Source organism: Streptomyces cinerochromogenes (genome assembly GCF_014648635.1).
Lineage (GTDB): Bacteria > Actinomycetota > Actinomycetes > Streptomycetales > Streptomycetaceae > Streptomyces > Streptomyces cinerochromogenes.
The window spans coordinates 135,168-153,293 of record NZ_BMRM01000007.1; the positions used below are offsets into that span (position 1 = coordinate 135,168).

Annotated in this window: 8 protein-coding genes; 2 read left to right on the forward strand and 6 right to left on the reverse strand. The window is 71.4% G+C overall.

The window, feature by feature from the left end:
- Positions 1-25 precede the first annotated feature (25 nt).
- From IEZ20_RS15655 to IEZ20_RS15670, 4 genes are all read right to left on the reverse strand, one after another.
- A complete protein-coding gene (locus IEZ20_RS15655; protein WP_189298729.1) occupies positions 26-3,277 on the reverse strand; it encodes a non-ribosomal peptide synthetase in 3,252 nt (1,083 codons plus the stop codon).
- Between the two features lie 13 nt (positions 3,278-3,290).
- Positions 3,291-5,882 carry a Pls/PosA family non-ribosomal peptide synthetase gene (locus IEZ20_RS15660; protein ID WP_189298731.1) on the reverse strand — a complete coding sequence of 864 codons (2,592 nt, stop codon included), beginning with the start codon at positions 5,880-5,882 and terminating at the stop codon, positions 3,291-3,293.
- 183 nt (positions 5,883-6,065) lie between these two features.
- The gene (gene rfbB / locus IEZ20_RS15665; RefSeq protein ID WP_189298733.1) at positions 6,066-7,085 is read right to left on the reverse strand and encodes a dTDP-glucose 4,6-dehydratase; all 1,020 of its coding nucleotides are present in this window, start codon (positions 7,083-7,085) and stop codon (positions 6,066-6,068) included.
- 162 nt (positions 7,086-7,247) lie between these two features.
- Positions 7,248-8,777 (reverse strand): helix-turn-helix domain-containing protein, encoded by a 1,530-nt coding sequence (locus IEZ20_RS15670; protein ID WP_189298735.1) that lies wholly within the window; start codon positions 8,775-8,777, stop codon positions 7,248-7,250.
- Between the two features lie 205 nt (positions 8,778-8,982).
- Here IEZ20_RS15670 and IEZ20_RS15675 point away from each other — a divergent pair, with 205 nt between their 5' ends.
- The gene (locus IEZ20_RS15675) at positions 8,983-9,699 is read left to right on the forward strand and encodes a hypothetical protein (RefSeq protein ID WP_189298736.1); all 717 of its coding nucleotides are present in this window, start codon (positions 8,983-8,985) and stop codon (positions 9,697-9,699) included.
- A gap of 221 nt (positions 9,700-9,920) precedes the next feature.
- The gene (acnA, locus tag IEZ20_RS15680) at positions 9,921-12,638 is read left to right on the forward strand and encodes an aconitate hydratase AcnA (protein WP_189298738.1); all 2,718 of its coding nucleotides are present in this window, start codon (positions 9,921-9,923) and stop codon (positions 12,636-12,638) included.
- 137 nt (positions 12,639-12,775) lie between these two features.
- Here acnA and IEZ20_RS15685 read toward each other — a convergent pair whose 3' ends face one another.
- Together IEZ20_RS15685 and dnaK are read right to left on the reverse strand one after the other, a co-directional pair.
- Positions 12,776-15,469 (reverse strand): SpoIIE family protein phosphatase, encoded by a 2,694-nt coding sequence (locus IEZ20_RS15685; protein WP_189298740.1) that lies wholly within the window; start codon positions 15,467-15,469, stop codon positions 12,776-12,778.
- 109 nt (positions 15,470-15,578) lie between these two features.
- On the reverse strand, positions 15,579-17,459 hold the full coding sequence (dnaK, locus tag IEZ20_RS15690) for a molecular chaperone DnaK (protein WP_189298749.1): 1,881 nt from the start codon (positions 17,457-17,459) through the stop codon (positions 15,579-15,581).
- Between the last annotated feature and the right edge of the window lie 667 nt (positions 17,460-18,126).

An 18,126-nucleotide genomic window follows, 5' to 3' on the forward strand; every position in this document is an offset into this window, starting at 1 on the left:
GCCGTGTCGGTGGTTCGTACGGGCCTCAGGTGGAGGCCAGCGGGACGGCCGCGGTCAGCACGGCCCGCGCCGCCTCGGCCGGACGGGTGCGCAGGAAGTAGTGGCCCCCGTCGGCGAGTTCGTGGAGATCGACGTGTTCGGCCAGGAGCAGCCAGTCGCGGTGGCGGTCGGCGTGGCCGGCCGTGTGCGGGTCGTCGGCGGCGACGACCACCGTGACCGGCGCGGCGAGCCGTGCCGGCGGCGGGGAGTGCAGGGCCGCCCCGAAGTAGCGGTGCGCGGACACACAGTCGTGCCGGTAGGCGGCACCGATGTGCTCGGCGTGCCGCTCGTTGAGTTCGGCGAGTTCCGTGTAGCCGCTGTCCTCGGTGAGCCGCGCCGCGATCTCCGCGTCGCTCCGGCTCGTCAGCTCGGTGACGGCGGCACTGCGCTCGGCGGCGGTGCCGAGGAGCTGGGCACCGAGGAACACCCGCGTCACCCGCACGCCCCGCTCCTGGAGTCTGCGGGCCGTCTCCAGGGCGGGCGCGGCGCCCGAGGAGTGGCCCCACAGCATGACCCGGGTCAGGCCGCGCGCGCTGATCTCGGCGGCGACCTGTGCGGCCACCTCCTCGATCGACGCGAACGGCTCCCGGTGGGCCGCCAGGTCGTGGCCGGGCAGGTCCACCGCGAGGACCGCCAGGCCGCTGCCCGCCAGCGCCGCCGCCATCGGCCGGTAGTTGACCGCGTTGCCGCCCGCGTAGGGGAAGCAGACCAGCGCGGACTCCGCCGCACCGCCCTCCTCCGACAGCGGCTGGAGCAGCTCCGGCCGCCGCCGGGCGGCGCCGTCGAGGAGGGCGGCCAGGTCGGCGAGGACCGGGTGCCGGGTGATGTCCTTCAGCGAGACCGCCCGGTCCAGCGCGATGCTGAGCTTGACCGCCGTCAGGGAGGTGCCGCCCGAGTCGAAGAAGTGGTCCGTGCGGCCGATCCGGTGCTCCGGCACGCCCAGCAGCTCCGCCCAGGCCGCCGCCAGCCGCCGCTCGGCCGGGCTGAGCGCCTCCCGGTGCCTGCCCTCCGCCTCGGCGTCCGGCGCCGCCCGGACGGCCTCGGCGGTCAGCGCCTTGCGGTCGGTCTTGCCGTTGGCGGTCAGCGGGAGGCTCTCCCGCCAGTGGAAGGCGGCCGGGACCATGTAGGCGGGCAGCGCCGCCGCGAGCGCCTCGCGCAGCACCTCCGGCTCGTGGCGCCGGCCGGTGTGGAAGGCGATCAGCTGCGTGTTCCCGCCCCGTTCGGCCACGACCACCGCACCGTCGCGCACCCCGTCCACCCGCAGCAGGGTGTTCTCGATCTCGCCGATCTCGATCCGGAATCCGCGGATCTTGACCTGGCTGTCCCGGCGGCCGAGGAACTCCAGCTTCCCGCCGGGGTGCCAGCGGCCCCAGTCACCGCCCAGGTAGAGGCGCTCCCCGGGCCGGTACGGGTCCGTCCGGTAGGCCTCCCGGGTCCGCTCGGGATCGTTGACGTACCCGCGGCCCACACAGACACCGGAGAAGGCGATCAGGCCCGGGGCGCCCAGCGGCACCAGGGACAGCTGCTCGTCCACGACGTAGACGCGCACGTTGTTCACCGCGCGCCCGAGCAGGATCCGGTCGGGCACGCCGTCCAGGACCTCGTGGTTGGTGTCGTCGGAGGTCTCGGTCAGCCCGTAGGCGTTCAGCAGCCGGATCTCCGGCTGGAGCGCGAACCAGCGCTGGACCAGCTCCCGCTTCAGCGCCTCACCGGTCACCGATACCCACCGCAGGTCCGGCAGGGCGCGCGGGTGCCGTTCCAGGTACGACGCCACGACCTCCAGGTAGGAGGGCACGAGCTGGGTCACCGTGACCCGCCCGCGCACCAGCGTGTCGAGGAACCGCTCCACGTCCACGACGACGTCCTGGCCGACCAGCAGCGTCCGCCCGCCCACCAGCAGCGCGGACACCAGCTGCCAGAGCGAGATGTCGAAGCACTGCGGGGCCGTCTGCGCCACCACGGAGTCCTCGCCGATGCCCAGGTCGTCGATCTTGGCGTGGAGGTGGTTGAGCAGGCCCGCGTGCTCGCACATCGCCCCCTTCGGCTCGCCGGTCGAGCCGGAGGTGAAGTAGATGTAGGCCAGCTGCCCGGCGTCGACCCGCACTCCCGGGTCACCTTCGTCGTGCGGTTCCGCGTACGCCGTCTCGACCAGCAGCTTCTCGGCGCCCGGTACGGCGGCCAGCGCCTCGTCCAGGGTCCGGGTGCTGCCGGACTCGGTGAGGACCAGCCGGCATCCGGCCCGTGACAACGTTGCCGAGATACGGCCGGCCGGGAAGTGCGGCTCGACGGGCAGGTACACGCCGCCCGCCTTGAACACCGCCAGCGTCGCCGCCAGCCAGTCCAGGTTCCGCTCGGTGACGACGGCGACCACGTCCTCCCGGCCCAGCCCCCGGGCCAGCAGCGCCCGGGCCAGCCGGTTGGCGCGCGCGTTCAGCTCCGCGTACGTCCACTCCCGCTCGCCGTGCACCGCGGCCACCGCCTGCGGCCGCTCCCGTACCCGCTGTTCGAACAGCTCGTGCGCGCGGGCGTCCGGCAGCGGCCGGCGGGGACCCGCCAGCCCCTCCAGCTGCTCGCGCACCTCCTCGGCCGACAGCAGGCTCTGCTGTGCGTGCCCGGCGTCCGGATCGGCGGCCAGCAGCCGCAGCGCCCTCAGGTGGTAGCCGCCGATCCGCTCCGCGCTCCCGGCGTCCAGCACGTCCGTGCGGTACCGCAGGCGCAGCAGCAGCCGTCCGCCCCGCTCGCACCAGCGCACCTGCAGCACGCCGTCCTCGGTGTGCGCCTCCCCGGCCCCCATGGGCCCGAAGACGACCTGGTACGACGGCTCGGCCACGCCCAGCTCGCGGGCCAGCTCCGCCACCGGGAACTCCCGGTGGGCCAGCACCGCCGCCTCGGCGCGCTCGGCGGCCGACACCAGCGCACGCCAGGACCCCGGGGGCACCGTCAGGCGGCACGGCAGCGGCTCACCGCGCACCCCCGCGGCATACCCGGTCACCACCTCCGGCTCGCCGGACAGCGCGGACAGCACCTTGGCGTGCGCCGCGAGGAACACCGCGCTGAGCGGCAGCCCCGACCGGCGCACCAGTCTGCGCACCCGGGCCGCCACCTCGTCCTCGACCGCGGTCTCCTGCTCGGCCGCTCCGGGGACCGGCTCGGCCGCCCACCGGGGCACGGCGGTGCCGCCGCCGGCGGTCAGCACCCGGCTCCAGAACTCACGGTCCGTCTCCACGCGCGTGTCCATCGGATGGCCTTCCTCAACTCGTCGCAGCCGCAGGGGCGTCGGTCGGCACCACGGCCCGGCCCGGGCCGCCTGCCTCGGGCATGTCCACGGCCGGATTGCCGCCCCACTGCGCGTTCGGGGGGACTTCCTCGCCTTTCATGAGGAAGGAATCGGGTGCCAGCACCGCGCCGTCGCCCATGGTCACGCCGTAGTGCACATGGGCGCCGACGCCCAGCGTGACGCCGGCGCCGAGCGTGGTGCCGTCGGACTTGAAGGTGCCGTCCTCCTGCGAATGGCACTGGATCTTGCTCCCGGCGTTGAGGGTGCACCCGTCACCGATGGTGGTGAGCGTCCGCTCCGTCACGTAGCAGCCGTCGTCGAACACCCCGCGCCCGATGCGCACGCCCATCAGGCGCCAGACGAGGTTCTTGAAGGGGGTGCCGTTGTAGACGTTGAGGAAGTGCGAGGGAATCTTCCACATCCGCTCGTGCAGCCAGAAGTCGCGCTCGTAGATGGAGCACAGCAGCGGGCGCATCCGGCGGAACGACATCAGGCAGCGCTCCAGGAACACGTAGTACGCGGTGGAGAAGGCGAGCAGCAGCGCCAGATACGTGCCGATCACCACGTGTCCGAGCACCCCGTACAGATCCACGGAGACGAGGGCGAACAGCGTGACCGCGAAGACGTGCAGCCAGCGCAGGAAGAGCATCAGGGCCATCGAGCGGAGGTTGTAGCGGTTCTTCGCGGAGAGATGGCCGCGCAGTTCGTCACCCGTCCGGAGATGGTCGAACCGGGCGTCCCGGTCCACCGAGCGGGGGATCTCGAAGCACGGTGAGCCCAGCAGGCCCACCCCGGTGCGGACCTCACCGTCGAGGGGGACCATCACCTTCGTCGCCAGCAGGCAGTTCTCGCCCGTCCTGCCGCCCACCGGGTAGGCGATGTTGTTGCCCAGGAAGTTGCGCGGCCCGATCGACACCCGGGACAGCCGGAAGGACGTGCTGGAGTAGTCGGCGTTGATGACGGAGAGCCCGTCGGCCACCATCGTCCCGGTGCCGACGGAGACCAGGAAGGGCGTCTCGTGCTGCATCTCGGTGCCGAAGTTCGAACCGGTCTGCTCGACCCGTGACAGGTCGTAACCGAGGCCGCGGAGGTAGTGCACGATGTACGAGCTGTCCCCGCACAGCCACGCGAAGAACTTGAGGTTCGTCAGCCGGGCCGCGGCCCGGTGCAGCGTGTAGTGGAAGCCGTAGAGCGGATAGACCCGGTCCGGCTTGACGACCAGGTTCAGCAGCCGCGGAACGGCGTACAGCGCGGCGAGGCCCAGGACGAGGAAGCCGCAGGACAGGGCGAGCGACACGGCCAGCGCGTCCGGGATGAGCTCCGGCCGGGTCAGTACGGCCGTCTGCGGGTCGAGCCGCTTGCCGATCGCCGGTATCCCGGTGAACACCATGTACATCCCGCCGACGGCGATCGGAACGTACGCGCCGAGCAGCTGCACCAGCGTGAGCAGGCCGAACCAGGTCCGGCGCGCGGTGCCGCACCGGGCCGGCGGCACCCGGAGGTAGTCGACCCGCGTCGGCTCCGCGGGCGAGCCGTGCCAGCGCTCGCCGTCCGGGACGGCCTGGCCGCGGTGCAGCGAGGACGAATGGCCCAGCTGGGCGCCGTCGCCCATCGAGGTGTCGATGTCCAGGACGGTCTTCTCGCCGACGTACACGTCGCGGCCGAGCGTGACCCGGCCCGTCTGGATCCGGCCCGCGTAGGCCCGGTAGCCCAGGAGGAACGCGTCCTTGCGGATCACCGTCCCGGCACCGATGGTCAGCAGGTCGGTGCAGACCGGGACGGAGCGGGACAGGATCGTGACGCCCTTCCCGATCCGCGCGCCCAGGGCCCGCAGGTACAGCACGTACAGCGGAGTTCCGACGAGGAACACCATCGGGTTCGCGTGCAGCAGGACCTTGACCAGCCAGAAACGCAGGTAGGCCGGACCCCAGACGGGGAACTCGCCCGGTTTCCAGCGGCCGACGAGCAGCCACTTCGCCGCGACCGGAAAGACGCACATGAGCAGGAAGCCGCCACTGCCGAACACCAGCGACCGCAGGTAGATGTCGGCCGGATCGGGGCCGGCGGCGATCCACTCGTATCCCGCGGCGGTGACGTACCCGAAGACCAGGGAGTACAGCAGGAAGGCCAGCAGCTGGAACGCTCCGCACACCAGGTGCGCCCGCCGGCCGGTACGGGGCGCCGCGGCCGGTGCCGCGGCGGGCGCGGACTCGGCCGGGGTCTCGGCCGGAGCGGCGGGGGCGGCGGGGGCGGACGCGGGAGCGGCCGCCAGGAGTGCCGCCGTCAGGCTGCGGATCGTGGGATGCCGGTAGATGTCCCGCATCGAGGGGGAGGGCAGATCCGGGTTCTTCCTGAGCCGTGCGCAGAACTGCGCCATGACCAGGGAGTTGGCACCGAGATCGGTGAAGAAGTGGCTCTCGGCAGGGACCTCGCCGGCGCCGGTCACCTCGGCCAGCGTCGCCGCGAGTCTCCTCTCGGTGTCCCTCACGGCCGGCCCGGTATCGCTCAGGGCGACGGCAGGTTCGTCCGGCCCCGATATGGGGACCTCCGAGGACTGCTCCACCATTCGATCTCCTGATGACGTGTGGATCGCCAACGGCCAGACGGATCCGATATGGCCGGGAACCGCCGGTTTCAGTGTGGCCAGGGGGACCGCGGGCTGCCACTCCGCATCGCTCCGCACGCTCACTCACCGTGTCCGAGGGCTCCCGATCCCCGGGATTCCGCCCGGAACCGGGTCCGGCCCCCCTCACCCGAACGGCGGCCCGTCGCCCCCGGCCCCGCCCCCGTCCGCGTCCCGGTCCTCCTCCAGGAGCGGCTTCCACCAGTCCGGGTGGTCGCGGTACCAGGCGACCGTGTCGGCGAGCCCCCGCGCGAACGGCACCCGGGGCGCGTACCCCAGCCGCTCGCGGATCCGGGAGTCGTCCAGCGAGTACCGCAGGTCGTGGCCCTTGCGGTCGGGGACGTGCCGGACCATCTCCGGGCCCGCCCCGCACAGCTCCAGCAGCCGCTCGGTGATCTCGCGGTTGGTCAGCTCGTCACCGCCGCCCACGTGGTAGATCTCGCCGGCCTCCCCCCGGGTCAGCACCAGCTGCACCGCGCGGCAGTGGTCGTCCACGTGCAGCCACTCCCGGACGTTGGCACCGCGTCCGTACAGCGGCACCGGCCGGCCCTCGAACAGGTGCGTCACGAACCGCGGGACGAGCTTCTCCACGTGCTGGTACGGCCCGTAGTTGTTGCAGCAGCGCGTGACGGACACGTCCAGCCCGTGGGTGCGCCAGTAGCTGCGCGCGATGAGGTCCGCGCCCGCCTTCGAGGCGGCGTAGGGGGAGTTCGGCGCCAACGGGGCCTCCTCCGTCCAGGAGCCGGCCGCGATCGAGCCGTACACCTCGTCGGTGGAGACGTGCACGACCCGCTCCACACCCGTGTGCACGCACGCCTCCAGCAGGCTCTGGGTCCCGCCGACGTTCGTCGTGACGAACGCGCCGCCGGCGGCGACGGACCGGTCCACGTGGGACTCGGCCGCGAAGTGCACCACCGCGTCGTGGCCCGGCAGCACCTCGCGCAGCAGCGCCTGGTCGCAGACGTCACCGCGGACGAAGGACAGCCGCGGGTGGGCGGCGGGCAGGTTGGCCCGGTTGCCCGCGTAGGTGAGCTTGTCCAGCACGGTCACCCGGGCGTCCGCGTAGCCCGCGTAGCCGCCGTCCAGCAGGGTCCGCACGTAGTGCGACCCGATGAAACCGGCCCCGCCGGTCACCAGCACCCTCATGCCGCCACCCTCATGCCTCTGTCCTCGCCCCCGGCCCCGCCTCCCCCCCCACCCGGGCGTCCTCACCCTCCGTCACCCGGCGGCGTCCGCGCCCGTCCAGGAGCGCGGACGCCGCCGCACCCCTGGCCGGACGGGGTGCGGCGGCGCTTCTCCCACGGGCTCTCAGATGTCGCGGAAGATCTCGATCTGCGCCCCGATGGAGTTCAGGCGCTCGGCGAGGTCCTCGTAACCGCGGTTGATGACGTAGACGTTGCGCAGCACCGACGTGCCCTCGGCCGCCATCATCGCCAGCAGGACGACCACCGCGGGCCGCAGGGCCGGCGGGCACATCATCTCGGCGGCGCGCCAGCGGGTCGGGCCCTCGACCAGCACCCGGTGCGGGTCCAGCAGCTGGAGCCGGCCGCCGAGGCGGTTGAGGTCGGTCAGGTAGATGGCCCGGTTGTCGTACACCCAGTCGTGGATGAGCGTCTTGCCCTGTGCGGTCGCCGCGATGGCCGCGAAGAACGGGACGTTGTCGATGTTCAGGCCCGGGAAGGGCATGGGGTGGATCTTGTCGATCGGGGCTTCGAGCTTGGAGGGGCGGACCGTGAGGTCGACCAGCCGGGTACGGCCGTTGTCCGCGCAGTACTCGGGGCTGCGGTCGTGGTCGAGACCCATCTCCTCCAGGACCGCGAGCTCGATCTCCAGGAACTCGATGGGTACCCGGCGGACCGTCAGCTCCGACTCGGTCACCACGGCGGCGGCCAGCAGGCTCATCGCCTCGACCGGGTCCTCGGAGGGGGAGTAGTCCACGTCGACGTCGATGTTCGGCACGCCGTGCACGGTGAGCGTGGTGGTGCCGATCCCCTCCACCTCGACGCCCAGCGCCTCCAGGAAGAAGCAGAGGTCCTGGACCATGTAGTTGGAGGAGGCGTTGCGGATGACCGTGACGCCGTCGTGCCGGGCGGCGGCCAGCAGCGCGTTCTCGGTCACGGTGTCGCCGCGCTCGGTCAGCACGATCGGCCGGTCGGGGCGGACCGAGCGGTCCACCTGGGCGTGGTACTGGCCCTCGGTGGCCGCGACGTCCAGACCGAACCGGCGCAGCGCGATCATGTGCGGCTCGATGGTCCGCGTACCCAGGTCGCAGCCGCCGGCGTACGGCAGTTTGAAGTGGTCCATGCGGTGCAGCAGCGGGCCGAGGAACATGATGATGGAGCGGGTGCGGACGGCGGCCTCCGCGTCGATCGCGCCCATCTCCAGTTCGGCCGGCGGCACCAGTTCCAGGTCGACCCCGTCGTTGATCCAGCGGGTGCGCACGCCGATGGAGTTGAGCACCTCCAGCAGGCGGTACACCTCCTCGATCCGCGCCACCCGGCGCAGCACCGTGCGCCCCTTGTTCAGCAGGGAGGCGCACAGCAGGGCCACGCACGCGTTCTTGCTGGTCTTGACGTCGATGGCACCGGACAGACGGCGGCCGCCGACCACGCGCAGATGCATCGGACCGGCGTAGCCCAGCGACACGATCTCGCTGTCCAGGGCCTCACCGATCCGGGCGATCATCTCAAGGCTGATGTTCTGGTTGCCCCGCTCGATGCGATTGACCGCGCTCTGGCTGGTTCCGAGCGCCTCCGCGAGTTGCGTCTGAGTCCAGCCCCGGTGCTGCCGGGCGTCACGGATGAGCTTGCCGATGCGTACGAGGTAGTCGTCTGACATGAGGTTGAGGTTATCTCAGATATGAGATGGTGCCCGCCAGGGGGTCCATTCGGGTGGTGTCGTGACGGTCCGTCAGTGACGCTGTGTGCAACGCCTCATGGGTACCCGGAAAGTTCCGGGCAAATCGCCCGAGGTGCGGGGTGTTCGGCCGCTCAGGCAACCCCGGCCCGCGCGTGTCCCTCTGAGAGCTCGAAGGGGGATACACATGAAGACCAGGACAAGTCGGTACGTCGTCGCCGCGCTGCTCGCCGGCTGCTGCACGCTCGTCTCCTGCGGTTCGGAGCACGCGGGCGCGGGTGCCGGCCGGGGCGGACCCTCGGCGCCGCGGTGGTCCGCGGCCGACGGGGAGTGTGCCGGCAGGGAGACCCCGGACACCACGGACGACGACGGTGGGCCGATTCCGGACAGTACGTCCGACGACGACGGCATTCCGGACGTCACGTCGGACGACGACGAGTTCCCGGACACGACGAGTGACGACCAGGAGATTCCGGACACGACAAGTGACGACCAGGAGATTCCGGACACGACCTCCGACGACCAGGAGCTCCCCGACCGCACCAGTGACGACCAGGGGCCGCCCGGGGACGGCACCACGGACGACACCACGGACGACGGTGGGGTGCCGGACGTCGGTCCGCATCGCTGGTTCTCGATGACCCGCGACTTCCGCGCCTACCTGAAGGGAAGCGCCTCCAAGAAGGACACCGCCATCGCCGCCCACGTCGAGAAGGTCTGCGTGCGCATGCCCGGTGACGGCCGTACCGAGGCCAGCGTGTGGGTCGACTACGGGGTGTGGGAGGACGACGAGCTGCAGCACGCCGCCGAGGTGTTCGCCCGCTGGCGGAAGTCCGTGTACGGCGACCGCGGCCATGTCGACGTCCTGGCACCCGCCAAGATGACCGCCGACCGGGACTGGTAGCGCCGCCGGATTGGCCGGGAGCGCGTGCCGGGGCCGGGTCGGGCATGACCAGTCGGCGCCCATGTACTACTGTTATCTCGACATCGAGATATCTGCCGAGGCGCACCGTGGTCGCCACACCAGTAAGGCAGCCCTAACTTAGCCTGACCTTACTGGTTCGGCCAAGCCGGCGTGGCGGCACGATTGACGGTGGTACGCGCACATCAATGAAGGAGACTGTCGTGTCGGCGAACAGCTTCGACGCCCGCAGCACGCTGCAGGTGGGCGACGAGTCGTACGAGATCTTCCGGCTGGACAAGGTGGAGGGCTCCGCTCGCCTGCCGTACAGCCTCAAGGTCCTGCTGGAGAACCTGCTCCGCACGGAGGACGGCGCGAACATCACCGCCGACCACATCCGCGCCCTCGGCACCTGGGACTCGCAGGCCCAGCCCTCCCAGGAGATCCAGTTCACGCCGGCCCGCGTGATCATGCAGGACTTCACCGGCGTGCCCTGTGTCGTGGACCTCGCCACGATGCGTGAGGCCGTGAAGGAGCTGGGCGGCGACCCGGCCAAGATCAACCCGCTGGCGCCGGCCGAGCTGGTCATCGACCACTCCGTCATCGCCGACAAGTTCGGCACGAACGACGCCTTCGCGCAGAACGTCGAGCTGGAGTACGGCCGCAACCGCGAGCGCTACCAGTTCCTGCGCTGGGGCCAGACCGCCTTCGACGAGTTCAAGGTCGTCCCGCCCGGCACCGGCATCGTCCACCAGGTCAACATCGAGAAGCTGGCCCGCACGGTCATGGTCCGGGGCGGCCAGGCCTACCCGGACACCCTGGTCGGCACCGACTCGCACACCACGATGGTCAACGGCCTCGGCGTGCTCGGCTGGGGCGTCGGCGGCATCGAGGCCGAAGCCGCCATGCTCGGCCAGCCGGTCTCCATGCTGATCCCGCGCGTCGTCGGCTTCAAGCTGACCGGTGAGCTGCCGGCCGGCACCACCGCCACCGACCTCGTGCTCACGATCACCGAGATGCTGCGCAAGCACGGCGTCGTCGGCAAGTTCGTCGAGTTCTACGGGGAGGGCGTCGCCGCCACCTCCCTCGCCAACCGCGCCACCATCGGCAACATGTCGCCGGAGTTCGGCTCCACCGCCGCGATCTTCCCGATCGACGACGAGACCCTGAACTACCTGCGTCTGACCGGCCGTGACGCCCAGCAGGTCGCGCTCGTCGAGGCGTACGCCAAGGAGCAGGGCCTCTGGCTGGACCCGAAGGCCGAGCCGGACTTCTCCGAGAAGCTCGAACTGGACCTGTCCACGGTCGTCCCGTCGATCGCCGGTCCGAAGCGCCCGCAGGACCGCATCGTCCTGGCCCAGGCCGCCGAGCAGTTCAAGCTCGACGTCCGCAACTACGTCGACGTCGTGGACGAGGCCGGCCAGGAGTCCTTCCCGGCCTCCGACTCCCCGGCCGTCGCCCCGAACGGAGCCCCGTCCAACCCGGTCACCGTGACCGCCCCCGACGGCTCGACGTACGAGATCGACCACGGCGCCGTCACCGTCGCCGCGATCACCTCCTGCACCAACACCTCGAACCCGTACGTCATGGTCGCCGCCGCCCTGGTGGCCAAGAAGGCGGTCGAGAAGGGCCTGACCCGCAAGCCGTGGGTCAAGACCACCCTCGCCCCGGGCTCCAAGGTCGTCACCGACTACTTCGACAAGGCGGGCCTCACCCCGTACCTCGACAAGGTCGGCTTCAACCTCGTCGGGTACGGCTGCACCACCTGCATCGGCAACTCCGGCCCGCTGCCGGAGGAGGTCTCCAAGGCCGTCAACGACCACGACCTCGCGGTCACCTCGGTCCTCTCCGGCAACCGGAACTTCGAGGGCCGTATCAACCCCGACGTCAAGATGAACTACCTGGCCTCCCCGCCGCTGGTCGTCGCGTACGCCATCGCGGGCTCCATGAAGGTGGACATCACGCGTGACGCCCTGGGCACCGACCAGGACGGCAACCCGGTCTACCTGAAGGACATCTGGCCCTCCGAGGCCGAGGTCAATGAGGTCGTGGCCAACGCCATCGGCGAGGACATGTTCAACAAGTCCTACCAGGACGTCTTCGCGGGCGACGCCCAGTGGCAGGCGCTGCCGATCCCGACCGGCAACACCTTCGAGTGGGACCCGGAGTCGACGTACGTCCGCAAGCCCCCGTACTTCGAGGGCATGACGATGGAGACCACCCCGGTCTCCGACATCACGGGCGCCCGCGTCCTGGCCAAGCTGGGCGACTCGGTCACCACCGACCACATCTCCCCGGCCGGCGCCATCAAGGCCGACACCCCGGCCGGCAAGTACCTCACGGAGCACGGCGTCGAGCGCCGCGACTTCAACAGCTACGGCTCCCGCCGCGGCAACCACGAGGTCATGATCCGCGGTACGTTCGCCAACATCCGCCTGCGCAACCAGATCGCGCCGGGCACCGAGGGCGGCTACACGCGTGACTTCACGCAGGACGGCGGCCCGGTCTCCTTCATCTACGACGCCTCCCGCAACTACATCGAGCAGGGCATCCCGCTGGTCGTCCTGGCCGGCAAGGAGTACGGCTCCGGCTCGTCCCGCGACTGGGCGGCCAAGGGCACCGCGCTGCTCGGCGTCAAGGCCGTCATCGCCGAGTCCTACGAGCGCATCCACCGCTCCAACCTCATCGGCATGGGCGTGCTCCCGCTCCAGTTCCCGGAGGGCGCCTCGGCGCAGTCCCTCGGCCTGACCGGCGAGGAGACCTTCTCCATCTCCGGCGTCACCGAGCTGAACGAGGGCCGCACGCCGCGCACGGTCAAGGTCACCACCGACACCGGTGTCGAGTTCGACGCGATCGTCCGCATCGACACCCCCGGTGAGGCCGACTACTACCGCAACGGCGGCATCATGCAGTACGTGCTGCGCAGCCTGATCCGCAAGTAGGCGGCGGCGCACAGCGGCTCAGGGCCGCATCCCCGACCCCGGGGGTGCGGCCCTTCGCCGTGGCGCCGCGAGCCCGCGGGCCGTACGCCCGACGTCCCTCCGCCTCGCTCACCGCGCGAGCCGCCGACGCGGCCCGCTCACTCGCCCAGCAGCGCGCCGAGGTCCGGCACCGTCAGTTCCGCCCAGATCACCTTGCCGTGCGGGGTGTACCGGGTGCCCCAGCGTTCGGCCAGCTGGGAGACGAGGAACAGGCCGCGGCCGCCCTCGTCGGTCGTCGCGGCGTACCGCAGGTGCGGGGAGGTGCTGCTGCCGTCGGCGACCTCGCAGATCAGCGTGCGGTCGTGGATGAGCCGCACATGGACCGGGTCGGAGCCGTAGCGGATCGCGTTGGTGATCAGCTCGCTCAGCACGAGTTCCATGCCGAAGCCCAGCTCGGACAGCCCCCACTCGTCCAGCTTGGCGGAGACGGCGCCGCGCATCCCCGACACCGCGGCCGGGTCGCGCGGCACGTCCCAGTCGGCGACCCGGTCGGCGGGCAGCACCCGGGTGCGCGCCACGAGCAGCGCGACATCGTCCTTGGGGCGCTCGGGCAGCAGCTGCTCCAGCACCGCCCCGCAGGTCTCCTCCGGCGACCGGCCGGGATGGCCCGCCAGGGCCCGGCGCAGCATCTCCATGCCCTCGTCCAGGTCCCGCCTGCGGTCCTCGATCAGACCGTCGGTGTACAGGACCAGCTGGCTGTCCTCGTCCAGCTCCAGCTCGGCCGTCCGGAACGGCAGGCCGCCCAGGCCCAGCGGAGGCCCGGCCGGCAGGTCGGGGAAGGTGACGCTGCCGTCGGGGCGGACCAGCGCGGGCACGAGGTGACCGGCCCGTGCCATGACACAGCGGCGCGTCACCGGGTCGTAGATCGCGTACAGACAGGTCGCGCCCACGATCTCCCCGGCCGCCTCCGGGCAGGCCTCGTCCTGGTCGATACGGCCGACCAGGTCGTCCAGGTGCTGCAGCAGTTCGTCGGGCGGCAGGTCCAGCGTGGAGAAGTTGTGCACCGCGGTCCGCAGCCGCCCCATCGTCGCGGCGGCGTGCAGCCCGTGCCCCACCACGTCACCGACGGCCAGGGCCACCCGGCCGCCCGGCAGCGGGATCACGTCGAACCAGTCCCCGCTCACCCCCGACTGCGCCGGCAGATAGCGGTAGCCGACGTCCAGGGCGCTCTGCTCGGGCAGCGCCCGCGGCAGCAGACTGCGCTGCAGGGTGACCGCGAGGGCGTGCTCGCGGGTGTAGCGGCGGGCGTTGTCGATGCTGACCGCGGCCCGGGCCACCAGCTCCTCCGCCAGCGACAGCTCCTCGTCGTCGAAGGGCTCCCGTTTGGAGCGCCAGAAGTTGGCCATGCCCAGGACCACACCCCGGGCCCGGATGGGCGCCGCGATGAGCGAGTGGATGCCGTACTCCAGGATCTGCCGGGTCCGCTCGGGGTCCTGGGCCCGCCAGCCCTCGGCGCCCGCGAGGTCGGTCACCAGCTCGGAGCGTCCGGCGTCGTAACCGCGGGCCTGCGGGGTGGACGGCAGGAAGTCGATCAGCCGGCCCTGCTCGTAGAGCGGGTGGTCGTCCCCGATGCCCCTCACGGCGACCCGCCGCATGTCCGTGGCCGTCGGAGTCGGCTCCTCCCCGTGCAGCACGGCGTCGGCCAGGTCGACGGTGACGAAGTCGGCGAACCGCGGCACGGCGACCCGGGCCAGCTCGTCGGCCGTGCGGACCACGTCCAGCGTGGTGCCGACGGACAGGCCCGCGTCGTACAGCAGCTCCAGCCGCTCCCGGGCGGCCTCGGCCCGGCCGGACACCGCCTGCAGCTCGGTGGAGTCGCGCAACGTCACGACGGTCCCGCCGGGGCCGCCCGCGCTGTCCGTGGGCCGCTGGTTGACCGCCAGCAGCCGGCCCTTGGCGAAGTGCACCTCGTCGCTGGCCGGGCGCCCGGAGACGAGCAGCCCCGCCGTCGCGGGCTCGAGACCCGGCAGCTCGCGCACGTTGCGTCCCTCGGCGTCGGCGGGCAGCTCCAGCAGCCGCCGGGCCTCGTCGTTGACGAGGAGCAGCCGGCCGTCGGCACCGATGATGAGGACGCCCTCCCGCACCGAGTGCAGGACCGTGTCGTGGTGCTCGTACATGCGGGTCATCTCGTCCGGCGCCAGGCTGTGGGTCTGCCGCCGCAGCCTGCGGCCCACCAGGGCCGTACCGCCGGTCGAGACCAGGAGCGCGCCGCACCCGGCGGCCAGGATGATCGGCAGCTGCCGGTTCAGCTCGCTGGTGACGTGCTTGACCTTCAGGCCGGCGGAGACCAGCCCGACCACCCGGCCGCGGCTGTCGTCGACGGGCACGATGGCCTGCACCTCGTGGCCCAGCGGACCGTACACGCTCTCGGTGTAGACCTTGCCGGCCAGTGAGGGCTCGATGGTGCCCACGAACCGCTTGCCGATCCTGCTGGGCAGCGGGTGGGTGTAGCGGATGCCGTGGGTGTCCATGACGACGATGAAGTCGACCCCGGAGGACTTGCGCGCGCGCTCGGTCAGCGGCTGGAGGACCCTGGACGGATCAGGGCCCTGCAATGTCTGCACCAGTCCCGGAGCATGGGCGAAGGTCTCCGCGACGGCTATGGACCGGCGCTTGGCCTCCGTGGTGGTGTCCCGCTTCGACTGGAGGAAGAGGGCGAGGACGGCACCGAGCACGAGCAGCACGACCAGCGCGACCTGGAGCAGGAAGACCTGCCCGGCGACGCTACGGGGGCTCTTTCCGATCACAGTGCGCCACGCGAGACGCCTGAATCGAACAGATGCGTCCGACATGCGGTATTTGTAGCACCCGTGTTTTCCGTGTGGCTATGGCGCGTCCACGAGATGGACACGGGGACTGCCGCCGGGTGCCGGGTGTTCCGCGTTCGTGCCTCGTCCATCGTCAGCCTGCCTCCGGTTTGTCGTCGTCGACGATCTCGGCGTCCACCACGTCGTCGTCCCGGCCGGACCCCGCCGCCTCTCCGGCGCCCTGCCCGGCCCGTCCGGTCTGTCCGCCCTGCCCGGCCTGCTCGGTCCGCGACTGCTCGTACATCGCCGTACCGATCTTCTGGGCGGCCTGCGCGGCACGGTCCATCGCCTGCCGGATCGCGGCCGTGTCCTCGGACTTCAGCCGCTCCTTCAGATCGGCCAGCGCCGACTCCGTCTCGCTCCTGGTGTCGGCCGGGATCCGGTCCGGGTTCTCCCGGATCAGCTTCTCGGTGGAGTACACCAGCTGCTCGGCCTGGTTCCGGGTCTCCGCCGCCTCCCGCCGCTGCCGGTCGTCCTCCGCGTGCTGCTCCGCCTCCCTCACCATGCGGTCGATGTCGTCCCGGGGCAGCGCCGAGCCGCCGGTCACCGTCATCTTCTGTTCCTTGCCGGTGCCCAGGTCCTTGGCGGAGACGTGCATGATCCCGTTGGCGTCGATGTCGAAGGCCACCTCGATCTGCGGCACCCCGCGCGGCGCCGGCGGCAGACCGGTCAGCTCGAACATGCCCAGCTTCTTGTTGTACGCGGCGATCTCCCGCTCCCCCTGGTACACCTGGATCGTCACCGACGGCTGGTTGTCCTCGGCGGTGGTGAAGATCTCCGAACGCCGGGTCGGGATCGTGGTGTTCCGCTCGATCAGCCGGGTCATGACCCCGCCCTTGGTCTCGATCCCCAACGACAGCGGCGTGACGTCCAGCAGCAGGACGTCCTTGACCTCACCCTTGAGCACCCCGGCCTGCAGGCTCGCGCCCACGGCCACGACCTCGTCCGGGTTCACCCCCTTGTGCGGCTCCTTGCCGGTCAGCTCCCGCACCAGCTCCGTCACCGCCGGCATCCGCGTCGAGCCGCCGACCAGGACCACGTGATCGATGTCGGACACCCTGATCCCGGCATCCCTGACCGCGTTGTGGAACGGCGCCTTGCACCGCTCCAGCAGGTCCGCCGACAACTGCTCGAACTGCGCCCGCGTCAGCTTCTCGTCCAGATGCAGCGGACCCTCGGCCGACGCCGTGATGTACGGCAGGTTCACCGAGGTCTCCGACGAGGACGACAACTCGATCTTCGCCCGCTCCGCCGCCTCCCGCAGCCGCTGCACCGCCATCTTGTCCCGCGACAGATCCACCCCGTACGCGTTCTTGAACCGCTGCACCAGATGGTCCACCACCCGCTGGTCCCAGTCGTCCCCGCCCAGACGCGTGTCGCCGTTGGTCGCCTTCACCTCGATGACGCCCTCGCCCATCTCCAGCAGCGACACGTCGAAGGTGCCGCCGCCCAGGTCGAACACCAGGACCGTCTGCTCGTTCTCCTTGTCCAGCCCGTACGCCAGCGCCGCCGCCGTCGGCTCGTTGATGATCCGCAGCACGTTCAGCCCCGCGATCTCACCGGCCTCCTTCGTGGCCTGCCGCTGCGCGTCGTCGAAGTACGCCGGCACCGTGATCACCGCGTCGGTGACGTCCTCGCCCAGATATGCCTCCGCATCCCGCTTCAGCTTCTGCAGCACCCGCGCCGAGACCTCCTGCGCCGTGTACCGCCTGCCGTCGATGTCGCCCTGCTCCGGGAACCGCCACCCGTGGTCTCCCACGTGCCGCTTCACCGACCGGGCGGTGCGCTCCACGTTCGTCACCGCCTGCCGCTTGGCCACCTCGCCGACCAGCACCTCGCCGTTCTTCGCGAACGCCACCACCGACGGCGTCGTCCGAGCACCCTCCGTGTTCGTGATGACGGTCGGTTCACCGCCCTCCAGAACCGAGACCACCGAGTTCGTCGTACCCAGGTCGATACCCACCGGACGCGCCATCGCCCTGCTCCCTCCTCGTCCTCACCCCGCCCGCCACCGCATGTCTCACCCCCGGGTTCCCAGCCCAGCGCCTCCGCCGCACGTACGGCACGGGAATCTCGACGTCTCGGGCGCTCACCCGGGCCTCTCTTGAGCCCCCGGATTTCCGCCGCGAGGCCGTTCACGGCCGCTCTCCTCGGCGCCGGCTTCACAAAGACACATGTGGGAGCGCTCCCGCAGCGCCCTCCGCCGTTCCGCAACCGGTTCTCGGTGCTCGGCTTCGACGGCGCCGGCCGCACCCGCGGCTGCGTGCCCGACGGGCGGTTGCGCGGCGGCGGCACACACGTCGGCTGGAACGGCTCGCCGGACCCGGCCGGTCCGCGACCTTCGGCTGCGCCGTCCAGGGGGACGGCGGCGGCAGCGCCGCCGCCCCGCACCGCCAGGTCGGTTGTCGACCCGCTCTGGGCGGACCCGGTGGCCGTGCGCACCGGGTCCGCGAGCCGGACAGGGGAGGGGGGTGGTGGGGTCCCTGCCCGGAGGGGATGGCCTGCGACTGCGTGGCTTGTGCGGCGCTCCGGCCGCGCGACATCGTTGTCAAATGGTCTGTACATGACTCTACCGCCTCAACCGACAACGACGTCAAGGCACTTGGTTCACCCGACCGGGTGGTCCCGGCGTACGCCTGCCG